Raw genomic sequence first — 20,771 nt, 5'->3', positions numbered from 1 at the left:
GCTTCAAACAGCAAGGGCTTCGTCAATGGCGGCGGTGAGGCGTGGATCGTCGGCGGTCACATCCGGCGCAAAGCGGCCAATCACCTTGCCGTCTCGCCCGATCAGGAATTTCTCGAAATTCCACAGCACGTCGGCGCCCGAGCCGCTTTCGATGCCGTAGCCCCTGAGGCGCTCACGGAACGGCCCGTCGCCGGTGGCAGCGGGCTGGGCGGCGGTCAGTTCGCGGTGGAGCGGGTGCGTATCATCGCCGGCAACCGAGATCTTCGAGAACAGCGGGAAGTGCACGTCATAAGTGGTCGAGCAAAACGACTGGATGTCGCTGTCACTGCCCGGCTCCTGTTCCTTGAAGTTGTTGGCCGGAAAGCCCAGCACTTCAAGCCCGGCGTCTTTCTTGCCTTGGTAAAGGCTTTCAAGCCCTTCGTATTGTGGCGTCAGTCCGCATTTGGAAGCTACGTTCACCACCAGCAGCACTTTGCCCTTGTACTGGCCCAGAGTGGCTGGCGTGCCGTCGATTTGCTTGAGGGGAATGTCGTACAGAGAATCCGTCATGGGTGGCTCCTGCTTGCTGGGTCGGAATGTCTGGACCAACCTCATCGGTCAGCCTTTAGGGACACCTTAAAGCATGCGGCCGATGATTCGTTGATGTTTTTCGCCCTCCTCCCAAGGCTTTGTCAGAGAGGCAGAACATGGTTCGGCCCTTTCCTCGTTTCCGGTCGAGCGGAGATACCGTTCAGCGTCCCGGGCGTAATTCTTCGATCAACGGTCAGAACCTATTTGACATTATGGCAGTCTGACATCACATATTATTTTCTCGGCCCTGCGAGGCCTGACATGAATGACCTGCACCGCCGCAACCCGTGTCGCCTGCCTGTACTGCTATTGATCACGCTGTCCACGGTGATCGCACTTTCCATCGTGTGGGAATTCGAGCTCGAAGCCTGGGTGATGCGCTGGCTCGCCTTGCCCTATGACGCTGACTTCGAAGACGCCGAAAGATGGCGATTCGTCCTCACTGTCACAGGGTTTTCCCTGATCTCGTTGATCATCCCGACGATCCTGCTCAAACGCCTGATCGCCAACGCCCAGTCCAGCTTCCGCGGACTGAAACAAGCACAGGCGCAGACTGAAACCCTGGCCACCTATGACTCGCTCAGTGGGCTGATCAACCGGCGCATCTTCATGGACATGGTTCGCAATCAGCTCGGTTTGAAGCGGCCTGCGGCAGTCATGCTCATCGATCTGGACCATTTCAAGGCGGTCAATGATCAGCACGGCCACGCCGCCGGCGATACGGTGCTCGTGGAAATAGCGCGCAGGCTTGAAGCCATCGCCGACGATAACGGCGGCGTGGCGGTGCGCCTGGGCGGTGATGAGTTCTGCCTGCTGTTTCTCACGTTCAAACACCAGGCCGAGCTCTGCCGGATCGCCGAGGCGGCTGTGTCCGGGCTTGGCGCGCCATTGTCCGGCGCCGTCGAGCCTTCGGCGTTGGGCGCCACCATTGGCATTGCACGCTCGTGGACCGACGCACAGGAGGCTTCGGCGTTGCTGCACTGCGCCGACACGGCGATGTACCGAGGCAAGAAGGACGGGCGTTCCACCTACAACTTCTACGACAGCGAATACGAAAAGCAGCGCCGGGCCCAGGCCGACCTTGAACTGGCACTGAGACGGGCGGTTGAAGCAGACGAAATCGTGCCCTACTTCCAGCCCATCGTGGCGCTCCCTTCTCAGGAGGTTGTGGGATTTGAAGTCCTCGCACGCTGGCTCAAGCCCGACGGCAGCACCGCCACACCGGCCGACTTCATTCCGGTGCTGGAGCGCCTGGGATTGATCCCGGCCATGACCCGCTCGCTGATCAGCCAAGCCTGTCGCGCCGCGAATCGTTGGGACGATCACCTGCGCTTGTCCATGAACGTCAGCGCCGCCATGGTGACCGACGCGCTGTTTCCCGATCAACTGCTGGAGCAGCTGCGGCAAGAGCAGTTTGCGTTTCACCGCTTCGAAGTCGAAATCACCGAGGAAGCCCTGGTCGGCAATCTGGACGTGGCGCGGCAGAACCTGAGCAAATTGCACGAGCACGGCATTACGGTGGCGCTGGATGACTTCGGTATCGGGTATTCCAGCCTGTATCACCTGACCCGCCTGTCCATCGACAAGATCAAAATAGACCGGTCGTTCTTTGAACCCGGGCAAACCGATCACCTGCCCATGGTCGAAGCGATCCTGGGCATGGCGCGCAGCCTGAAAATGCAGGTCACGGCCGAAGGCGTCGAGGAGTTCCACCTGCCCCATCTGCCGTCCTGGCTGGCCAACAGCGGATGTGATTATGCCCAGGGCTACCTCTACGGCCGCCCGAAGCCTGCTTCGAGTCTGTTCTGCTACAACCACCCATCGTTTGCCCAGCTGGCAGGCTGAGGCATCGTCGGCATGTGCGCGGGTCATAGCGTCTGCGCTTCCGGGTCTTCGCGGGCCAGTCGGCGCGGCTCAGTCAGTGCGGTTTGAAATGCACTGAACGCTGGCGCCGGCCTTGACTCCAAATCTTGCCCCGACGCTCACGGCCAACGTGTCGCGTCGGCGAGCATTCGAATCATCTGCCAGATCAAGGAATTCCCATGACCGATCCACGTAACGTCGCCCACGACAAAAAAGTCCAGCAAGAGAAGAAGAACCACGGCGAAGAAGTCGCGCCGGATGCCGTGCACGCGCCGCAGCCAGGCATGAAGCCGGCGCTCAAGCACGACGATGATGCGACTGAGCACGACGAGCAAGCGTGAGTCAGGCACTGGCCTGAGTGTGAGATCACCGGTGGGCGGCGCTGACTGACCGTCACCTGCCGCCCTATCGGCGCCCACCTCGTTTGGACGTGGCATGGGTTCATCTCAACACGGTAAAGATCGCCTACGACGCCTTCGACGTGTTCAAGTTGAACAACGTCGCTGCCGTGCCTCTTCGGTAGTCGGTCGGCGTCTGGTTCATCTCGTAACGGAAGTGTCGATTAAAGTTCGACAGGTTGATGTAACCCACTTCAAAGCAGACATCGGCGATGGACATCTGCGTCTGCAGCAGCAAGCGGCAGGCTTTCTGGATGCGCAGCTTGCGCATCAGGTCGATAAACCCGTGGCCCGTCGCGCGCTTGAAGAACCGCGAGAACCCCGGCTCGCTCATGTGCAGGCGCTCGGCGATCACTGACAGCCTGATATCCCCCGTCAGCTCCCGTTGCAGGTAGTCGAACGCCCGATGAACCCGCTCGGCGCTTTTGGCATCCAGAGCAGGCGCGTAGCACGAACTCGCCAGCGTGCGAGCTTCACGGGTAGGCGCTGTGCTCAGGATGTTGAGCAGCTCGAGAAACAGCAGCAAGCGTTGCAAGCCGTTCGCCGTGCCGATGCGTTCAAGCAGCTCGGCCGCCTGAATTGCTGTACCGCCGGTAAATTCCAGCCCGCGGCGGGCGCGGTCAAACAACCCCTGCAGTTCACCCAGTTCAGGCAGCGTTTCGCGCAGCGCCAGCAACGTAGCGCCGTCGAATTGCAGTACGACGTCCCGGCCTTGCAGGTGCTCCCCCGGCGCCAGATCGCCCATCCAGTCATGGGGCAGATCAGGGCCGATCAGCGCGACATGGCCGGGGCCGAAAGCGCCGATGTAATCGCCCGCCACCAGTTTGCCGCTGCCTTTGCGGATCAGATGAATTTCGTACTCAGGGTGATGATTCCAGCGCGCGAGCGGATAGGGATAGTCGTGCTCGTACCAGCGAAAACTCTGCTGGGGCGCCGGCAGGATGATCTCCAGTTCGGCAGGCATCTGCTCGAATAAGGCGGTTCGGCTTTCAGGCATGTCTGCCCCTTTTTTGTCGTTGTTGGCGCGAGCGTCCACACACCATACCCCTCTTGCTTCCCTCAGCTCCACCTCGCCTGCCACTGCGCGCTGATACTTTTTTAGCCGGACGCAGGGCTGGGCTGCACGGTTAAAAAAGCATCAGTGGAACATCCTCAGCGTGTTTGTTGCAGCGCGTGCGAGCTGCTGTAATCGGCACGCCACTGCCCCGAAGTGAGACGTCAGAGGGACCGGCAGTGCTCAAAAACAACAATAACGATTCCGCGCCACCGGCGTGGAATGGAGATCACCATGAAGATCACCCATCACGCTCTGCTGCTGTCTGCCGGTCTGTCCCTGGCGGGCGTCAGTCAGGCTGCCGAGACGATCACCATCGCCACCGTCAACAACAACGACATGATCCGCATGCAGCGGCTTTCCAGGGTATTCGAACAGCAGCACCCGGACGTCAAGCTCAATTGGGTGGTGCTCGAAGAAAACGTCCTGCGCCAACGACTGACCACCGACATCGCCACCCAGGGCGGCCAGTTCGATGTGCTGACCATCGGCACCTATGAGACGCCATTATGGGGCGCAAAAGGCTGGCTGGAGCCGATGAAGGATTTGCCGGCCAGCTACGACCTGGACGACATCATCCCGTCCGTGCGCCAGGGCCTGTCGGTCAACGACACCCTGTATGCATTGCCCTTCTATGGCGAGAGCACGGTGACCTATTACCGCACCGATCTGTTCAAACAGGCCGGGCTGAGCATGCCCGAGCGCCCGACCTGGACCCAGCTCGGCGAGTTCGCCGCCAAACTGCATCACCCCGATCAAGGTCAGTACGGCATGTGCCTGAGGGGCAAGGCCGGCTGGGGCGAGAACATGGCCTTGCTGACGACGATGGCCAACGCCTTTGGCGCCCGCTGGTTCGACGAACAATGGCAACCTCAGCTGACCAGCCCCGAGTGGACGGCCGCTGCCAACTTCTACGTCAATACGCTGAAAAACTACGGCCCGCCCGGCGTCTCCAGCAACGGCTTCAATGAAACCCTGGCGCTGTTCAACAGCGGCAAATGCGCAATCTGGGTCGATGCCAGCGTGGCAGGCTCGTTCACCACCGACAAAGAACAGAGCCGGGTCGTGGACAGCGTGGGTTTCGCGCCGGCGCCCGTTGAAGTGACCGACAAGGGTTCGTCCTGGCTGTACGCCTGGTCCCTGGCGATTCCCGCGACCTCCAAGCACAAAGATGCCGCCAAGACGTTCACCACGTGGGCCACCTCCAGGGAATACATCCAGCTGGTCGCGCAGAAGGATGGCATCACCAACGTGCCGCCTGGCACCCGCACCTCCACCTACAGCGACGCGTACCTCAAGGCCGCGCCGTTCGCCAAAGTGACACTGGAAATGATGAAGCACGCCGACCCGACGCACCCGTCGGCCCAGCCTGTGCCCTACGTCGGCATCCAGTACGTGACCATCGCGGAATTCCAGGCGATCGGCACGTCCGTGGGCAAACTCTTCTCGGCCGCGCTCACCGGCCAGATCACTGTCGAGCAAGCCCTGGCGTCCGCGCAGTCGACGACGGAGCGGGAAATGAAACGCGCCGGTTACCCGAAAAAATAAATGCCCTGTCGGCAGCCCCCTGCCGCCTCTTTCTGCATGACGGATGACTCTTTCAATGAAACGACTCGAAGGTAAAAGCGCACTGATCACAGGTTCAGCCCGGGGTATCGGGCGTGCCTACGCCGAAGCCTACATTCGCGAAGGCGCGACAGTGGCCATCGCCGACATCAATCTGGAGCGCGCGACCCAGACCGCCACCGAACTGGGCGCCAGTGCCTACCCGGTGAGGATGGATGTCACCGATCAATCGTCCATCGACGCGGCCATTGCGGCCGTCGTCGCCACCACCGGCAAGCTGGATATCCTGATCAACAACGCTGCATTGTTTGATTTGGCGCCCATCACGGACATCACCCGCGAGAGTTACGAGCGGCTGTTCTCCATCAATGTGGCCGGCACGTTGTTCACCCTTCAGGCGGCGGCCAGGCAGATGATCGCCCAGGGTCATGGCGGCAAGATCATCAATATGGCGAGCCAGGCCGGCCGGCGCGGCGAGGCACTGGTGGGCGTTTACTGCGCGACCAAGGCCGCGGTCATCAGCGTGACCCAGTCAGCGGGACTGAACCTGATCAAGCACCGGATCAACGTCAATGCGATCGCCCCGGGCGTCGTCGACGGCGAGCACTGGGACGGTGTGGACGCGCTGTTTGCCAAACACGAGAACCGGCCGTTGGGCGAGAAGAAACGGCTCGTCGGCGCCGAAGTGCCGTACGGCCGCATGGGCACTGCCCAGGACCTGACCGGCATGGCGATCTTTCTGGCGTCGGCTGAGAGCGATTATGTCGTCGCCCAGACCTACAACGTTGATGGCGGTAACTGGATGAGTTGAGCCCAAGGAGTGACCTCCAGGATATCGGGCATTGCTTTGCATCGGGCCTTACGCGACCCGGTGGAATTGAGTATACCGAGACCGGCCTCTTCCCGGCTGAAGCCGACTCCACTGACTGATCGCGCACATCCCGTTATGATTGACCGCTCAATGAAAAGGGACGCAGGTCACATGGACATCAGAGAATCAGGCGTCATCGCCACAGCCAATGGCCTCGCGATAGACCCCGACGTGCGCTTCGAATGCGTCGGCTGTGGCGCGTGCTGTCGCGGCCGCTTCGTGCCCTTGACCCTGGGTGAAGCCGTGACCTGGCTGAAACGCGGCGATCCTGTGGGGGTATTGCTTGAGGCATTCGACGATTCACTCTGGCCGGTCGACTCACCCGAGTACGCCTACAACGCCGGGCGATCCGCGCCGGTCACCGGCGGTTCGGGCACGCTGCGGGTGACGGTGATTCTGGCGGCCAATGCGATCCCTGAATGCCCGAACCTTCAAAAAGACGGGCTCTGCTCGGTGTATCTGGAGCGGCCGCTGGTGTGCCGGATCTACCCGATGGAGATCAGTCCTTTCATTGAGCTGAAACCTGAAGCCAAGGACTGCCCGCCGGAAAGCTGGCAACAGGGCAGCCTGCTGGCCTCGGATCAGGGGTTGGCGATGCTGGTCCAGCAATCCCGCCAGACCGACCGCGAGGATGCCCGACGCAAAGTGGCAGTGTGCGAAAGCCTGGGCCTGACCGTCGCCGGCTGGAAAGGCAACGGTCTGGTGATTCACCAGCCCTCGGTCGAAACACTGCTCGCCGCCTGCGAAAGCGCTGAGGTCAATGCCGGCCCCGCTGCTCAAGCCTGGCAGATCAAGGCAGAAGACCCGGCGTTGAGGGCTTATCTCCACGCTCAGTCCGTGCCCCTGGCTGACTCACCCAGCGACGATTACATCTTCCACCCACTGCCCCGCTGAACGGCCGCCGCTGAACCGCTTGCAGCTTGCCGCCTCAGCCTATTACCCGCGCATACACCCCCCGGTCCACATTCCCCCCGGACAGAATGACACCGACCTTCTTCCCTGCCATGGCCCGGCGTTCCTGGATGAGCGCCGCCAGTGCAGCGGCCCCTGCGCCCTCCGCGAGGTTATGGGTGTCGGTGTAATAGACGCGCATGGCCTCGGCGATTTCTTCCTCGCTGACGGCGACGATGCGCTCCGCCCCGGTTCGATAGATCGCGAAGGCCGCAGGAATGGGCCGGCGTACGGCGAGGCCGTCGGCGAAGGTGTTCGCCGACGGGGTCTGCAAAATAGTGCCTTCCTCGAACGACCATTTGGCGGCCGCTGCCTCGGTGGAGACCACACCGACCACCCGAGTCTCCAGGCCCAGCGCGTCACGGGCGGCAATAACGCCGCAAATGCCCGACCCACAGCCGATCGGCACGTAAACCGTGTCCAGATCCGGCGCGGCCATGAACAACTCCAGCCCATAGGTGGCCACGCCCTTGAGCAACTCGATGTGGAATGGCGGGACCAGGTAGTGCCCATGCAGATCCGCCAGCCGCGCGGCCTCTTCCCGGGCTTCGTCGAAATCCCGGCCGCATTCGATGACGGTGCCGCCAAGTGCACGCATGGCGTTGTTCTTCTCCGGCGAGTTGCCTTCCGGCACCACGATCGACGCACTCAAGCCCAGCGCGGTGGCGGCCAGCGCCAGGCTCTGACCGTGGTTGCCCCGCGTCGCCGTGACGATGCCTCTGACGGTCGGGAAAGTGCGGTTGAGCCAGTGCATGAACGTAATTCCGCCGCGCACCTTGAACGCTCCGGTGGGCGTGTGGTTCTCGTGCTTGACCCACACCGTGCTGTTCAGCCGCTCGGCCAGTAACGGCCACGGGTATTGGGCGGTGGGCGGCATGACCTCGTACACCTGGCGAGCGGCCTGTTCGATATCGTCCCGTGTCAGTCCGTGCATGGGCTGTCTCCTCGAAAATGTGGCCCAGTCTAGGCAGACGCTCGCCGCGCCGGCTTTCAAAAAACTGACCTGACTTTTGCTGAATCACTTGATTACTATGAGGCCCATGAACCCGACAAAACGCCCGCCCCACTCGCTCCCGTCTGAACCGGTTCGCCGTGTCGAAGCAGGCCCGTGGATGATCGAATTGCTGCCTGCCGCCGGTTATGCCACGCGGTATGTGGCGACCCAGGCGGCGATCGGCTTTGCCTTCGAAAGCCAGCGTGGTCTGCACGCCATCGGCAGCGACCGGGTGCAGCCCTTCGACGCAGTGCCCAACGGCCTGGCGTTCGTGCCCGCCGGGTGCGACGTGTTATCGGAGTCGCCCGCGGGCGGTGAATACCTGCGGCTGCTGCGCACCGACGGGCTCGCTCTGAAGGGGGATCACGCTTTCAACAACCGCATTGATGCTCAATCGATCGTCCTGGCCATGAGGATGCGCGCGGCATTGTTGCAGCGCTCGGCGGCGGATGACTGGGAGGGCTGGGCGCTGGCCCTAGCTGAACGGGCCGATAACAAGAGCGCTTTCGACGCGCCGCTGCAAGGCTCGATCAACGGCAGCCGGATGCGCAGACTCGATGAGTTCATCGACGCCGGCATCGACGGCCCGCTGGGGGTGCAGGCCATGGCGCAGATGCTGGGGTTGTCCGAGGGTTATTTCATCCGGGCGTTCAAGCACACCACGGGCAAGAGCCCGCACAGTTACCTGATCGACCGGCGTATGGCGAAGGCCCGGGCCCTGATGCGCGATTCAAGCGCGCGACTGGCGGAGATCGCCCACGCCTGCGGCTTCAGCTCCCAGGCGCATATGGCGACGGCGTTTCGGCTGCGCATGGGCATCAGCCCGGCGAAGCTACGCAGTCAGTTGTCGTCGTAACTGTTCACGCGTCTCACCAGCCGTGCCGCTGCAGCACCGCCTTGATAGCGGGGTGATGATCGACGACGTCCAAAGACCCATGAAACTCGGGCCGGGACGCCCGGAGGTGTTCCCGCGCCCCACTCCACTGGCTGGCCACGCAGGCGAGAATTTCGACGGCGCTTGGGGCATGGGGATGCCAGACAACCGGGTTGTAAAACACATCGGCGAACACCTCCCACTGACTGTGCAGCTTGCTCCGGGCACCTGCGACCAATCGGTCTAATTGGCCAGGCTCGGCGTCAGGCAGCCACCGCTCCGGATAATCGATCAGGCCGATGGACGCATAACAATTGGTGGTGAGGTACGCCAGGGCCCGGAGTTGCTGGGCTCGCTTAAGGGTGTCTTGAGACAGCAGGCCGGACAGCGGAAAGGCCAGGCCCAGGTGCGTGAGGATGGCCGCGCTCTCCGTCATCACTCCGCCGCCGGGGATGACCATCGTCGGCACCTGCATCAACGGGTTCAGACGCTTCAGCTCGTCCTGCCCTGCACCGGCTTCCCATGAACTTGCGCCCATCAAGCGGTAATCGGCGCCGCACAGCGTGAGCGCGATCTCAATAGCGGCCGAGCCGGATCTGTCGGCCCCGAATAATCTGAACATGCTGTCTCCCGCTCTCATCAGGCTTTATAGCCGTGGCGCCGTTGCCATTCATCCGCAACATCGCCCAGGGTCTTGGCGCTGTCGTTGCGTATCCACGCCATGAAGTCGCGGTCGAACTTGAAGGCCGGCCCGCACTGCGCGGTCATGAACCGGCGCACGTTCTGGGTGTTGCGGTAACCATGGGTGACAGGGGTGTCTCGGGAAAGGGATTCGCTGTGCCAATCGAAGGCCATGGGGACTTGGTCCAAGTAAGGGGGGCGCCGCACAGTCTAGTCGGGAAATACGTATGGGTCAGACCGAGCGACAGGCGCCAGGCAAGGCAGTGCGCCGGTCGCGGGATCCATTCCACATTTATTTCAACTATCCCCCCCTCTTACAGTCACACAGTCATTCCCGCCCATTGACTGATGATGTATCCGCATGAGTTTCATTCTTTGCATGACCGTCTTCGGTGTCCTCCTGATGCTGCTGGCGCTGACTTCTTCTTACCTGCGCTGGCTGCCGGTCACGACGTCGGCGGTGTGTCTGGCGTTTGGCGCCGCGATCGGGCCCTGGGGCCTGGACATCGCGCAGCTCGACGTTCGCGATGCACGCCACTGGCTTGAACGCCTGACTGAAATCGCCGTGCTGTTTTCCCTGTTCAACACCGGTATCAAGCTGCGCCTGCCCCTGAACCGCGGCGCCTGGCATTCGGCGTATTTGCTGGCCGGGCCGGTGATGCTGGCGACGATTGCCGGTGTCAGCCTGACCGCCCATTACCTGTTCGGCCTGTCATGGCCGATCGCGCTGTTGCTCGGCGCCATGCTCTCGCCCACCGACCCGGTGCTGGCCGGGCTTGTGCAGGTCAACAGCGCCCAGGACCTGGACCGGGTGCGCTTCGGCCTGTCCGGTGAGGCCGGGCTCAACGACGGCACCGCGTTCCCCTTCGTGATTTTCGCCCTGATGTTCATCACCCACGGTTTTTCGGATTTCGACTGGACCCAGGGCTGGCTGCTGAAAAACATCATCTGGGGCGTGCCCGTCGGGCTGATGCTGGGTTACGGCCTGGGCCGTGGCGTCGGGCATCTGATGATTTACCTGCGCATCAAGAACGCCGACAGCACCCTGTCGCCGAATGACTTCCTCGCCCTGGCGCTGATTGCGATTGCCTACGTCACCGCCGAAGGCCTGGGCGCCTATGGATTCCTGGCGGTGTTCGCGGCGGGCATTGGCCTGCGTCACGCCGAATCCAACACCACCCAGTCGGAGGTGCCTTCGGAACACGTGGCCATTCCGGTGGTGGGCCACACCCACAGCGATCCGGAGTCGGCGATCATGGGCGACCGCGATTCGCTGTCCGACAGTCAACTCGCCGCCGGCGTGATGATGGGCGACATGATGGTATTCGGCAGCCTGGTGGAGCGCGCCATGGAGGTGCTGCTGATCACCCTCCTCGGCGCGGCCCTGGCCAGTTACTGGGACTGGCGCGCCGTCGGTCTGGGCCTGGCGTTGTTCTGCGTGATCCGGCCCTTGAGCGTGTGGCTGCTGATCAGTGGCAGACTGCTCACCCGGCCGCAGAAAGCGCTGGTGGGCTGGTTCGGCATTCGCGGCATCGGCACGCTGTATTACCTCTGCTATGCGCTGACCCACGGCCTGCCGACCGAGGCGGTCCACACCACCATCAGCCTGACGCTGTCGGTGGTTGCGCTGAGCATTCTTTTGCACGGGATCAGCATTCAGCCGCTGCTGGAGCGCTATGAGCGCAGCATCACCAGGGACAGCAAGGACTAGCGCAGGGATCGCGAACACTTTGATCTGCAGAGCCGGCCTTGTGACTAAAACCCTCGTGATAGACAGCGTCGATGACCCTATCGGAACAAGCGATTGGACGCTCAAGACCCCGATCGGTAGCGTGCTCACTAATTGATCAGGCCTTTTGGGCGCCCTCTGCCATGCGGTTTAACGTCGCAGCGGCACGCCCATCAGAGATCGGCGCGGTGTCCGCTGACACTCCCGCGCACCAAGACTGGATGCTTGAACCCCTCCTTCGTTTTCGCGTCACGGCTCATTCAGTCGTGGCGCGGTTCATTGCTTGCGAGCCTGAAAGCCTATGTCCATCAATACACCGCAGCAGATCGCCGAGATCACCATCGAGGCCGGCGTCAAGAAGTCCCATCTGCCGACCCCGGCGATCCTGGTGCTGGGCTTTCTCGCCGGGGCGTTCATCGCCCTGGGCTTTTTGCTGGACATCCACGTCAGCACGATGATCCCGCCGCAGTGGGCCTCATTGGGCAACCTGCTGGGCGCGGCGGTGTTTCCGCTGGGTTTGATTCTGGTGATCCTCGCCGGCGGCGAGCTGCTCACGGGCAATATGATGAGCCTGCCGACGGCAATGTTCGCCGGTCGGGTGCCGCTGTCGGCGGTGGCGCGTAACTGGGCGCTGGTGACGTTCGCCAACCTGCTCGGCGCGCTGTTCGTCGCCTACTTCTTCGGCCATGTGCTGGGCCTGACGGAAGGTGCGTATCTGGCCAAGACCCTGGCCATCGCCAAGGCCAAGGCCAGCGCAGATTTCAGCCAGGCGTTTATTTCCGGCATTGGTTGCAACTGGCTGGTGTGTCTGGCGGTCTGGTTGTCATACGCCAGCAAAGACGTGACCGGAAAGGTCGTTGCCATGTGGTTCCCGATCATGGCCTTCGTCGCCATCGGCTTCCAGCACGTCGTCGCCAATATGTTCGTGATCCCGGCGGCGATCTTTGCCGACGCCCTGAGCTGGACCGATTTCGTTGAAAACTTCGTCGCGGTGTTCCTGGGCAACGCCGTGGGGGGTGCAATTTTCGTCGGGCTCGCGTATTACGTGTCCTATTCGAAAGCCATTCAGGCTTCGGCCGCCGGCGTCGCTGCAGCCAGTATCGAGCAGCAGACCGGTCGCCAGATTTAACGCTGCAGCCGCGCGCTTCGTTGCTGCAGGCGCGCACCCTGTTTCTGCCACGCGTCACGTTGTGAGAGTAATCAATGTCAGATCGAGTCCTGATGGACAGCTATTCACGCAAGGTCGATTACGTCCGCATGTCGGTCACGGATCGCTGCGATTTTCGCTGCGTGTATTGCATGGCCGAGGACATGACGTTCCTGCCGCGTCAGCAGATTCTTTCCCTCGAAGAAATCCATCAACTGGCCGAGCGTTTCGTAGCGCTCGGCACAAAGAAGATTCGCCTGACCGGCGGTGAACCACTGGTGCGCTCCGGCATCGTCGGGCTGGTTCGCAGCATCGCCGCCCTGCCCGGCCTGCGCGAACTGTGCATGACCACCAACGGCTCGCAGCTGGACAAACTCGCCGTGCCGCTGTTCGAAGCCGGCCTCAAGCGCCTCAACATCAGCCTCGACAGCCTGGACCCGGCGCGCTTCAAGGAATTGACCCGCACCGGTGATCTGAGCAAGGTCATCGCCGGAATCGACGCTGCCAACGCGGCGGGCTTCGAGCGCACCAAACTCAATTGCGTGGTGATGCAAGGCCGCAACGACCACGAGATCAATGATCTGGTGGCCTTCGCCATTGATCGCGGCGTCGATATCACCTTTATCGAAGAGATGCCGCTGGGCACGATCAGCGAGCACAGCCGCGCCGAGTCGTTCTACTCCAGCGAGCAGGTGCGCGAGCGCATCGCCGAGCGCTACACCCTGGTGCATTCGACGGAAACCACCTCCGGGCCTTCGCGTTACTGGCGCGTGGCTGAAGCGCCGCACATCCGCATCGGCTTCATCTCGCCCCACAGCCACAACTTCTGCGCAACCTGCAACCGTGTGCGCGTCACGGTGGAAGGTCGTTTGCTGTTGTGTCTGGGCAATGAGCATTCGGCTGATTTGAAAGCTGTGCTGCGGGCCAATCCGGGGCAACCGGACAAGCTGGAAAAAGCCATCGTCAACGCCATGCAATTGAAGCCGTGGAAGCACAACTTCGAGCTCAACGATGACGTGCAGGTGGTGCGTTTCATGAACATGACCGGCGGCTAATACGCCCTTGGGGCTGAGCTGTCAGCGCATGACGAAAAGCCTGGCAGCCTCCAGCCCCGAGACTGCCAGTCCTTGCTGAACAGGCTGATCAGCCCTTGATGAAGCCCAGCAGGATCGCGTTGATTTCTTCCGCCTGAACCGTGCACATGCCGTGGGACCCACCCTTGACCACGTGCAATGTCGAGCCTTCTACCAACTCGTGACTCTTGTAGCCGGACGCGACGATCGGGACGATCTGGTCGTCATCGCCGTGCAGGATCAGGGTTGGCACGTCAATCTTTTTCAGGTCTTCGGTGAAGTCGGTTTCCGAGAACGCCTTGATGCAATCGAATTCGCCTTTGACGCCGCCGAGCATGCCGATGGACCAGAACGAGTCGATGGCGCCCTGGGAGGTTTTCACGCCGTCGCGGTTGAAGCCGAAGAACGGCACGGCCAGATCCTTGAAGAATTGCGAGCGGTCGGCGGTGAAGCCGGCGCGGATGCCATCAAACACGTCGATCGGCAGGCCTTCGGGGTTTGCGTCGGTTTTGAGCATGAGGGGTGGCACGGCGCCGATGAGGACGGCTTTGGCGACGCGAGCGGTGCCGTGGCGGCCGATGTAGCGGGCGACTTCACCGCCGCCGGTGGAGTGGCCGATCATGATGGCGTCTTTGAGGTCGAGGGCTTCGAACAGTTGGGCGAGGTCGTCGGCGTAGGTGTCCATGTCGTTGCCGTCCCAGGTCTGGCCGGAGCGGCCGTGACCACGGCGGTCGTGGGCGATGACGCGGTAGCCGTGCTGGCCGAGGAAGAGCATTTGTGCATCCCATGCGTCGCCGTCGAGGGGCCAGCCATGGGAGAAGACGATCGGCTGGCCGGAGCCCCAGTCTTTGTAGAAGAATTCGGTGCCGTCTTTCAGGGTCAGGGTGGTCATGGGATGCGGTCCTCGGGATAGGGTTCGGGGGAAGGTTGAGCGTAGTCGCTCGTGGCGCGGCTGGATTGGAGATATGTGCTTGTTTGCGCTTCGCGAGATCAGGATCAAGATCAAGGGCGTCGGCCTAACGGCTCGACTGTTTCGCCTTCGGCGAGTTACTTGGAAAAGCACCCCAAGTAACCAAGGGTGCCTGCTCCTGGTTTGGCCCTTCCTTCGTCAGGGTTCCTTCACTCCGATCTCGCTCCGTGGGCCCGCGCCGAACGGACATCCATGTCCTGACGGCGCTCTCGCCGCATCCATGCGGCTCGGCCCACTCCACGAGACCTGCGTTCAGCCTGCACCCAAGTCGCGACTGGCGGTGACTGGCCTTTTTGCGTACGAAGATCAAAAGCGCTGCGCAGATCAAGAGCTTCCCGGCTGAAGCCGGTCCCACAGGATTGCTGACCGCACGCGGTGTGTTAGTGGGACCGGCTTTAGCCGGGAAGAGGCCGGTGTGGACGCCATCAATTTCCTGGCGACCACCATCCATGTAGGAGTGAGCTTGCTCACGAAAATGACCGCAAGCGGTGTTTTAGTGGGACCGGCTTTAGCCGGGAAGAGGCCGGTGTGGACGCCATCAATCTCTTGGCAACTACCATCCATGTGGGAGTGAGCTTGCTCACGAAGACGGCGTGTCGGACGCTGAAGATTTGATCGTGCTCACGCCCGGCCTAACCAGCGCGCAAGATGCCTCAGCCCTGGCTGCCTCCGCGGCTCAACGCACCCAGACGACCGGAGATCGACTGCATGCCTTTGCCCAGTTCGCGCAGGGTGCCGGCATCCCGGGCGCCTTGTTCGCTGGAGGCGTGGATGCGCACCGCCAGCTCATTGATTTCGTGAGTGACGTGGCTCTGCTCCTGGGCGGCCACGGCGATTTGATGGGCGCGCTGGACGATGTCGTCGAAGCTGAAGACGGTGGTGCCCAGTGTGGCGGCAACATTAACCGCCTGCTGCACCGACTCACGGGTGCGATGGGCGCCGTTCTGCATCGTCGAGACCGCCGCACTGGAGGCCTGACGCAGTTGCGAGATCATCTCTTGAATTTCGTTCGCCGAGGCCTGGGTTCTCCCGGCCAGCGTGCGCACCTCATCAGCCACCACCGCAAAGCCGCGCCCTTGCTCACCTGCACGCGCCGCTTCGATCGCGGCGTTGAGGGCCAGCAGATTGGTCTGTTGGGAGATCGATTTGATCACCTCCAGCACGCTGCCCACGCGCTCGATGTCATCGCCCAGTTGGGTGATGGCGCCCGCCGCGCCGGCAATGTCCGTTGCCAGCACTTCGATGGACTGGCTGTTGCTGTTGACCTGATCCTGGCTTTTCTGCGCATCGCCCAGGGAACGGCGGGCGGTGTCGGAGCAGTCGGTGGTGTTCTGGGCGACTTCGTTGGCACTGGCCGACATCTCGGTGATTGCGGTCGCCAGTAAGGTGTTGTCCTGACGCTGGGATTCGGCCCGCTCGGCGACGCCTTGGGACAGCTGCGCCAGCTCGTTGGCCTGGCGTTCCAGGGACACCGACTCCTCGGCGATGCGGTGCAGCATGTCGCGCAGGGAACCGGCGTAGCGGTTGACCGACTCACGCAGCGCGCCGATCTCGTCGGCCCGCACAATGGCCAGTTGAGTATCGATCTGACCGCCCTGCCCCAGACTCGATATCTGCGCGGTGGTTTCCTCCAGCTGCGCCAGCAGGCGCTTGCCGGCCAGCCAGGCCAGACCCAGCAGCACCCCAAGCAGCGGCAGCAGAAACAACAGAATCTGGCCGGTGAGGCGGTTGGCCAGGCCGACGACGCGGGCTTCCGGGGTCACCAGCCCAATGCGCCAGCCCGTGCCGGCCATGGTCGCCAGGGTGACGTAGGCCGGGCCGTTGAGCCGACCGTCGTGCTCAATCCTCAGGGTCGAGAGGGCCGAAGTGTTGCTCGCGAGCTGATCAGCCACCGGCTTCAACCAGGGTTGTTCCTGGCTCAAACCGGTAATGGTCAGCAGGCCCTTGGTGCCCTTCGCATCGGGGAAATACAGCAAATTCCCTGAAGGATCGACCGCAAATGCGTAGCCGTCCGTAACGCCGCCTTTCTCTTTGAGGAAAGCTGCCAGACCATCAAGTTTCAAATCGATGGTCGCGACACCGGCGAACGCGCCCTGCGCCCGATAAGGGACGCTGCAGGTGGTCATTGCCACGCCGCTGACCGGGTCCTGATAGGCATCGGACCAGACGCACCGGCCTGCCGGTGAAGACTTGGCCCCGGTGTACCAGGATTCAGCCTGATAAGGCGGCGTTTTGGCCTGATTGTATTCGTCCGAGAAGCCCAGTCGGTTGCTGGCGTCCCGTGCCCAGAAAAAACTGCGACGTTCGGTGCCTGGGGAAAAGGCATTGGGCTCCGGCCACACGCCGCCACCGGCGATGGCGGAATCCCCCTGGCTGTCGATCAAGCCGGGGAAATTGCTCATGTACAGGGTTTCTTCGTGTGGCAGTGTCTCCGCCAGCAGCGCCATGGCGGCAGCGGTCCCCTCGATGCGGCTCAATGGCAACGCCAGCTGACGGGTAATGGCGCTGGCTGACTGCTCCGCCGACTCGGTGCCGGCGGCCACCAGTTGGGGTTTGCCCCCCAGGGTCATGACCGCGAAAATCGCGACGGCCGTGAGAATCAGCAATGTCAGGATCCCCAAGGTCATTCGTCCAGCAATACGGCGGGGAATCAACGACATGGTCAAGCTCCGAAGGAAATGTAGGGCTACATTTGCAACGGCCGTGACAGGGAAAAGTTGAAGCCGGACCGAGGTTTAAACGGCATAGGCGACAGGAGGTCATGGGATGACTCGCCAAACGTCTCCCCGCCCGCCCCGTTCAGACCTCCATTGCGTCCCGCGCCACCCGAATGTGGTCGGGCAGCTCCGCGGAATGCTCCAGCAACCACGCATCCAGCGTATGCCCGACATGGGTCAACACGGCCTGATCGGGCTTGAGCGCTTCAATGATCTGCAGCGCCAGGTTCACATCATTGTGGTTGCGCGGCGTCTGCGGTTGCGGCGGCATGGAGCAGTCGAGGACCAGCACGTCGACCGCCTCGCGCTGCAAAAAAGCCTGTGTGTCGTGGGGCAAACCGACGGTGTCGGTGAGATAGGCGATGCGGCGGCCACCGCCTTCCAGCAGGTAACCCAGCGTCGGCTTGGAGTGCAGCAGCGGCAGCGCGGTGACTTGCAGTTCGCCCAGGGCGCGGCTTTCGAACGGCATGAAGGGCTGACTGAAATCGAGAATGCCGGGGTGTTTGTACAGGTCCGACAGCCCTTCCGGGTCCACCGGGCCGTGCACCGGGATGATCAGACCCTGGCCCCAGCGCAGGTGCAACAGGCCCTGGGCATGGTCGGCGTGGTAGTGGGTTTGCAGGATGCCGCTGAGGCTGCGCGGCGGGAAGCGTTCAGTCAGGTCGGGCAAGCCGCTGTCGATCAGCCAGCGTTGCTCGCCCAGTTCCACCAGCGCGCAACACGGGCGGCGGCGCAGGCGTTGGTCGGCGTGGGCGGCGCAACAGGCCACGCATTCGCAGCCGTAGACCGGCACTTGCCGCGCATCCCCCGTACCCAGCAGGGTCAGGCGCATGCGGGGGTTCGCTCCAGTCGCTGCAACAGTCGGGCGACGGTTTGCTCCAGCGCGCCGGAGTTGTCGAGCACGATCAACGACGGGTCGCTCACCTGTAGGTCGTCAGCAAACTGCGCGTTGCGCGCCAGTCGGGTTTCGATGTCTTCGGCCGATTCCCGTGCCCGGCTGAGTAATCGATCCCGCAGCACCGATTGATCCACCGTCAGCAGCACCACCCACAGCGACGGATACCGCGACCGCGCTTGGGGCAGATGACCGCGCGAGCCGTTGACCAGCACGTCGTGCCCGTCGGCCAGCCATTGATCGATCTCTTTGGGGATGCCGTAATGCAGGCCGTTGGCGAACCAGCTCAAGGCAAACGCGCCCTGGGCCTGCAGTTCGTCGAAGCGCTCGACGCTGACGGCCTGGGCCGCTTCGCCCTTAGCTTCCGCCGAACGGGTGATGACCCGCCGCACGATGCGGCAGTCCCGCTCGGCCAATGCCTCGCGGGCCGCGTCCAGCAGGCTGTCCTTGCCCGAACCCGACGGCCCGATGAGATAGATCAACCTGCCTGCCATCAGAACACCCTCTTCGCTTGTCGCCAGACTTGTTGAATGATTGGCAGTGTGCCGACAGCCCGGGCGTGGATCAGGTCGGCGCGCAGGCCGACGCGGATCTCGCCGCGATCGTGCAAGCCCGCCGAACGGGCCGGTGCCAGGCTCACCGTGGTCACGGCACGCGCCAGCCCGGCGCCCGTCGACTCACCCGCTGACACCTGCGACTCATCCAGCTGAGCCCCCAGGGTGAACGCCGCCTGCAACAGGCTGGCCGGATAGTAATCGCTGGAGAGAATATCCAGTAGCCCTTCTTCGGCCAGTGTCGCCGCCGCGATGTTGCCCGAGTGCGAGCCGCCGCGAACGATGTTCGGCGCGCCCATCAACACGCTCATGCCCAGACGCCGGCAGCCCTGCGCGGCCTCGAGGGTGGTCGGGAACTCGGCGATGCTCATGCCGTAGGCCGCCGACTCCTCGACGTGGGCCAGTGTCGCGTCGTCATGACTGGCCACCGACAGCCCGCGTGCCAGGCAGATGTCGACGATGGCCCGGCGATAACGGTCGCTGTAGGTCTTGGAGTTGGCGACCTGCTCAACGATGAATTCGTCCATCTGCTCAATGCTCAGGTGGTATTTGCCCATGTAGTACTCACGGTACTTGGATTCGAGGGCGAACTGGCGCTGGCCCGGCGAATGGTCCATCACCGACACCAACTGCACCAGCGGCTGCTCGACCAGGTCGCGGAACACGCTGAGGGTGTCGGGGTGGCAAACCTCGCAGCGCAGGTGCAGGCGGTGCTCGGCGCGGGTCATGTCGGCGGCGTTGGCCTTGGCGATCGCGTCGACCATGCCTGGCAGTTGCTGCATGCGCTTGCCCTTGGGATTGACGTCGCCGATGGACAGCGCGTCGAACACCGTGGTGATGCCCGCCGCGATGATTTGCGCGTCGTGGCTCATCACCGCCGACGCCGACGGCCAGTCCACACCGGGGCGCGGGCTCAGGTGTTTTTCCAGGTTGTCGGTGTGCAGCTCGACCAGCCCCGGCAGCAGGTAATCGCCGTTGAGGTTCTGCGCCTGGGACAGCTGGCTGATGCTGTCGTCCACCTCGCTGATCAACCCGTCGCGCAGGACGACGGTGCCGGTGAAGACCTGCTCGGCGGTGACGATCTTGGCGTGGGTCAGGATCTGTTCGTTCAGCATTGTTCGGTCTCCTTCGGGCTCGATGCCATGGATGCCATTGAGGCCTGCGGATCAAGGTCGGGCGGGGTCATGTCCAGATGGCGGTCGGACACCGCTTCCCGGGCCAGTCGGTCGTGGAAGATGCCGATCACCGCAGCGCCGGCGCTCTTCGCCTCATTGATCAATTCGAGGACCACCTGGCGATTGCCGTCGTCCAGCGATGCGGTCGGCTCGTCCAGCAGCATCACCGGCCACGGCACCATGAAGCCGCGGGCGATGTTGACGCGCTGCTGTTCGCCACCGGAAAACGTCCCCGGCGCCAGTTGCCACAGGCGCTGCGGAATGTTCAGCCGAGCGAGCAGATGCTCGGCGCGGGCCTGGGCGTCTTCACGCTTCCAGCCCCGGGCCAGCGCCGGTTCCATGACCACGTCGAGGGTGGCGACGCGAGGAATGACGCGCAGAAACTGGCTGACGTAACCGAGGGTGTGCTGGCGCACTTGCAGCACCTCCCGGGGCGCGGCGCCGACCAGTTCCAGCCACTCGCCCTGATGCTGCACGCGAATGCTGCCGCCAGACGGCAGGTAGTTGCCGTACAAGGTGCGCAGCAGCGTGCTTTTGCCCGCACCGGAATGGCCGTGAAGCACCAGGCATTCGCCGCCACTGACGGCGAAGTTCAGGCCGCGCAGCACGTTGAGCACGACGCCGTTCTGCTGGTGCAGGGTGAAGGTTTTCGAGAGGTCACGGACCTCGATCAGCGTGTTCATTGAAGG

General features: G+C 62.8%; 19 protein-coding genes and 2 pseudogenes. 9 read left to right on the top strand and 12 right to left on the bottom strand.

Going from position 1 to position 20,771, the window contains the following annotated elements:
- Positions 1-3: 3 nt before the first annotated feature.
- Positions 4-549 (bottom strand): glutathione peroxidase, encoded by a 546-nt coding sequence (locus tag ACYASU_RS01135; protein WP_463581651.1) that lies wholly within the window; start codon positions 547-549, stop codon positions 4-6.
- A gap of 282 nt (positions 550-831) precedes the next feature.
- On the opposite strand from ACYASU_RS01135, the gene ACYASU_RS01130 reads away from it, so the two are divergent.
- Both ACYASU_RS01130 and ACYASU_RS01125 read left to right on the top strand, forming a co-directional pair.
- Entirely contained in the window at positions 832-2,415 is a 1,584-nt protein-coding gene (locus ACYASU_RS01130) for a putative bifunctional diguanylate cyclase/phosphodiesterase (RefSeq protein WP_463581650.1), read from the top strand.
- A 197-nt stretch (positions 2,416-2,612) separates the two neighbouring features.
- Entirely contained in the window at positions 2,613-2,774 is a 162-nt protein-coding gene (locus ACYASU_RS01125) for a hypothetical protein (protein ID WP_141695236.1), read from the top strand.
- A 124-nt stretch (positions 2,775-2,898) separates the two neighbouring features.
- Here ACYASU_RS01125 and ACYASU_RS01120 read toward each other — a convergent pair whose 3' ends face one another.
- On the bottom strand, positions 2,899-3,828 hold the full coding sequence (locus ACYASU_RS01120; RefSeq protein WP_463581649.1) for a helix-turn-helix domain-containing protein: 930 nt from the start codon (positions 3,826-3,828) through the stop codon (positions 2,899-2,901).
- A 291-nt stretch (positions 3,829-4,119) separates the two neighbouring features.
- Between ACYASU_RS01120 and ACYASU_RS01115 the strand changes: the two genes are divergently transcribed.
- The 3 genes from ACYASU_RS01115 to ACYASU_RS01105 all read left to right on the top strand — a co-directional run bounded on the left by ACYASU_RS01115 (position 4,120) and on the right by ACYASU_RS01105 (position 7,216).
- On the top strand, positions 4,120-5,433 hold the full coding sequence (locus tag ACYASU_RS01115; RefSeq protein ID WP_463581648.1) for an ABC transporter substrate-binding protein: 1,314 nt from the start codon (positions 4,120-4,122) through the stop codon (positions 5,431-5,433).
- 55 nt (positions 5,434-5,488) lie between these two features.
- Complete coding sequence (locus ACYASU_RS01110) at positions 5,489-6,262, top strand: L-iditol 2-dehydrogenase (protein WP_463581647.1); 774 nt, start codon at positions 5,489-5,491, stop codon at positions 6,260-6,262.
- A gap of 171 nt (positions 6,263-6,433) precedes the next feature.
- A complete protein-coding gene (locus ACYASU_RS01105; RefSeq protein WP_463581646.1) occupies positions 6,434-7,216 on the top strand; it encodes a YkgJ family cysteine cluster protein in 783 nt (260 codons plus the stop codon).
- A 34-nt stretch (positions 7,217-7,250) separates the two neighbouring features.
- Here the strand turns inward: ACYASU_RS01105 and ACYASU_RS01100 are convergent, their stop codons facing one another.
- Positions 7,251-8,207 (bottom strand): threonine dehydratase, encoded by a 957-nt coding sequence (locus ACYASU_RS01100; RefSeq protein ID WP_463581645.1) that lies wholly within the window; start codon positions 8,205-8,207, stop codon positions 7,251-7,253.
- A 97-nt stretch (positions 8,208-8,304) separates the two neighbouring features.
- Between ACYASU_RS01100 and ACYASU_RS01095 the strand changes: the two genes are divergently transcribed.
- Positions 8,305-9,123, top strand: coding sequence for a helix-turn-helix transcriptional regulator (locus ACYASU_RS01095; RefSeq protein ID WP_463581644.1), 819 nt, complete (start codon positions 8,305-8,307; stop codon positions 9,121-9,123).
- 13 nt (positions 9,124-9,136) lie between these two features.
- Here the strand turns inward: ACYASU_RS01095 and ACYASU_RS01090 are convergent, their stop codons facing one another.
- Together ACYASU_RS01090 and ACYASU_RS01085 are read right to left on the bottom strand one after the other, a co-directional pair.
- Positions 9,137-9,763: a glutathione S-transferase family protein gene (locus ACYASU_RS01090; protein ID WP_463581643.1), complete on the bottom strand. Its 627-nt coding sequence runs from the start codon at positions 9,761-9,763 to the stop codon at positions 9,137-9,139.
- Positions 9,764-9,780: 17 nt separating this feature from the next.
- Positions 9,781-9,996, bottom strand: a complete 216-nt coding sequence (locus ACYASU_RS01085; protein WP_463581642.1) for a DUF6434 domain-containing protein — start codon at positions 9,994-9,996, stop codon at positions 9,781-9,783.
- 187 nt (positions 9,997-10,183) lie between these two features.
- On the opposite strand from ACYASU_RS01085, the gene ACYASU_RS01080 reads away from it, so the two are divergent.
- The 3 genes from ACYASU_RS01080 to moaA all read left to right on the top strand — a co-directional run bounded on the left by ACYASU_RS01080 (position 10,184) and on the right by moaA (position 13,753).
- Positions 10,184-11,533: a cation:proton antiporter gene (locus ACYASU_RS01080; protein ID WP_463581641.1), complete on the top strand. Its 1,350-nt coding sequence runs from the start codon at positions 10,184-10,186 to the stop codon at positions 11,531-11,533.
- 319 nt (positions 11,534-11,852) lie between these two features.
- A complete protein-coding gene (locus tag ACYASU_RS01075; RefSeq protein WP_463581640.1) occupies positions 11,853-12,680 on the top strand; it encodes a formate/nitrite transporter family protein in 828 nt (275 codons plus the stop codon).
- 74 nt (positions 12,681-12,754) lie between these two features.
- Complete coding sequence (gene moaA / locus ACYASU_RS01070) at positions 12,755-13,753, top strand: GTP 3',8-cyclase MoaA (RefSeq protein WP_192174649.1); 999 nt, start codon at positions 12,755-12,757, stop codon at positions 13,751-13,753.
- Positions 13,754-13,841: 88 nt separating this feature from the next.
- On the opposite strand, the gene ACYASU_RS01065 is transcribed toward moaA, so the two are convergent.
- The 7 genes and pseudogenes from ACYASU_RS01065 to phnL form a co-directional block, all read right to left on the bottom strand.
- On the bottom strand, positions 13,842-14,663 hold the full coding sequence (locus ACYASU_RS01065) for an alpha/beta fold hydrolase (protein WP_463581639.1): 822 nt from the start codon (positions 14,661-14,663) through the stop codon (positions 13,842-13,844).
- 731 nt (positions 14,664-15,394) lie between these two features.
- Positions 15,395-15,994: pseudogene (locus ACYASU_RS01060) on the bottom strand (methyl-accepting chemotaxis protein); the annotation flags it as partial.
- Between the two features lie 525 nt (positions 15,995-16,519).
- Positions 16,520-17,143 (bottom strand): annotated as a pseudogene (locus tag ACYASU_RS01055) (PDC sensor domain-containing protein); the annotation flags it as partial.
- A gap of 397 nt (positions 17,144-17,540) precedes the next feature.
- Positions 17,541-18,290: a phosphonate metabolism protein PhnP gene (phnP, locus tag ACYASU_RS01050; protein ID WP_463581638.1), complete on the bottom strand. Its 750-nt coding sequence runs from the start codon at positions 18,288-18,290 to the stop codon at positions 17,541-17,543.
- Positions 18,281-18,847 (bottom strand): phosphonate metabolism protein/1,5-bisphosphokinase (PRPP-forming) PhnN, encoded by a 567-nt coding sequence (gene phnN / locus ACYASU_RS01045; RefSeq protein WP_463581637.1) that lies wholly within the window; start codon positions 18,845-18,847, stop codon positions 18,281-18,283. Before phnN ends, phnP begins: the two co-directional genes overlap by 10 nt.
- Entirely contained in the window at positions 18,847-20,022 is a 1,176-nt protein-coding gene (locus ACYASU_RS01040) for an alpha-D-ribose 1-methylphosphonate 5-triphosphate diphosphatase (protein WP_463581636.1), read from the bottom strand. The genes phnN and ACYASU_RS01040 overlap by 1 nt, the downstream gene beginning before the upstream one ends.
- A complete protein-coding gene (phnL, locus tag ACYASU_RS01035) occupies positions 20,016-20,765 on the bottom strand; it encodes a phosphonate C-P lyase system protein PhnL (RefSeq protein ID WP_463581635.1) in 750 nt (249 codons plus the stop codon). Before phnL ends, ACYASU_RS01040 begins: the two co-directional genes overlap by 7 nt.
- Between the last annotated feature and the right edge of the window lie 6 nt (positions 20,766-20,771).

It is taken from the genome of Pseudomonas sp. HP_12, assembly GCF_055283955.1.
Note: the sequence above shows the minus strand (reverse complement) of the source record. Positions and strands in the feature narration are given on the sequence as shown.

What these genes read in the sequence shown, in the direction of transcription:
- ACYASU_RS01135 (WP_463581651.1), bottom strand. Translation starts at nt 549, where the DNA reads ATGACGGATTCTCTGTACGACATTCCCCTCAAGCAAATCGACGGCACG.
- ACYASU_RS01130 (WP_463581650.1), top strand. Translation starts at nt 832, where the DNA reads ATGAATGACCTGCACCGCCGCAACCCGTGTCGCCTGCCTGTACTGCTA.
- ACYASU_RS01125 (WP_141695236.1), top strand. Translation starts at nt 2,613, where the DNA reads ATGACCGATCCACGTAACGTCGCCCACGACAAAAAAGTCCAGCAAGAG.
- ACYASU_RS01120 (WP_463581649.1), bottom strand. Translation starts at nt 3,828, where the DNA reads ATGCCTGAAAGCCGAACCGCCTTATTCGAGCAGATGCCTGCCGAACTG.
- ACYASU_RS01115 (WP_463581648.1), top strand. Translation starts at nt 4,120, where the DNA reads ATGAAGATCACCCATCACGCTCTGCTGCTGTCTGCCGGTCTGTCCCTG.
- ACYASU_RS01110 (WP_463581647.1), top strand. Translation starts at nt 5,489, where the DNA reads ATGAAACGACTCGAAGGTAAAAGCGCACTGATCACAGGTTCAGCCCGG.
- ACYASU_RS01105 (WP_463581646.1), top strand. Translation starts at nt 6,434, where the DNA reads ATGGACATCAGAGAATCAGGCGTCATCGCCACAGCCAATGGCCTCGCG.
- ACYASU_RS01100 (WP_463581645.1), bottom strand. Translation starts at nt 8,207, where the DNA reads ATGCACGGACTGACACGGGACGATATCGAACAGGCCGCTCGCCAGGTG.
- ACYASU_RS01095 (WP_463581644.1), top strand. Translation starts at nt 8,305, where the DNA reads ATGAGGCCCATGAACCCGACAAAACGCCCGCCCCACTCGCTCCCGTCT.
- ACYASU_RS01090 (WP_463581643.1), bottom strand. Translation starts at nt 9,763, where the DNA reads ATGTTCAGATTATTCGGGGCCGACAGATCCGGCTCGGCCGCTATTGAG.
- ACYASU_RS01085 (WP_463581642.1), bottom strand. Translation starts at nt 9,996, where the DNA reads ATGGCCTTCGATTGGCACAGCGAATCCCTTTCCCGAGACACCCCTGTC.
- ACYASU_RS01080 (WP_463581641.1), top strand. Translation starts at nt 10,184, where the DNA reads ATGAGTTTCATTCTTTGCATGACCGTCTTCGGTGTCCTCCTGATGCTG.
- ACYASU_RS01075 (WP_463581640.1), top strand. Translation starts at nt 11,853, where the DNA reads ATGTCCATCAATACACCGCAGCAGATCGCCGAGATCACCATCGAGGCC.
- moaA (WP_192174649.1), top strand. Translation starts at nt 12,755, where the DNA reads ATGTCAGATCGAGTCCTGATGGACAGCTATTCACGCAAGGTCGATTAC.
- ACYASU_RS01065 (WP_463581639.1), bottom strand. Translation starts at nt 14,663, where the DNA reads ATGACCACCCTGACCCTGAAAGACGGCACCGAATTCTTCTACAAAGAC.
- phnP (WP_463581638.1), bottom strand. Translation starts at nt 18,290, where the DNA reads ATGCGCCTGACCCTGCTGGGTACGGGGGATGCGCGGCAAGTGCCGGTC.
- phnN (WP_463581637.1), bottom strand. Translation starts at nt 18,847, where the DNA reads ATGGCAGGCAGGTTGATCTATCTCATCGGGCCGTCGGGTTCGGGCAAG.
- ACYASU_RS01040 (WP_463581636.1), bottom strand. Translation starts at nt 20,022, where the DNA reads ATGCTGAACGAACAGATCCTGACCCACGCCAAGATCGTCACCGCCGAG.
- phnL (WP_463581635.1), bottom strand. Translation starts at nt 20,765, where the DNA reads ATGAACACGCTGATCGAGGTCCGTGACCTCTCGAAAACCTTCACCCTG.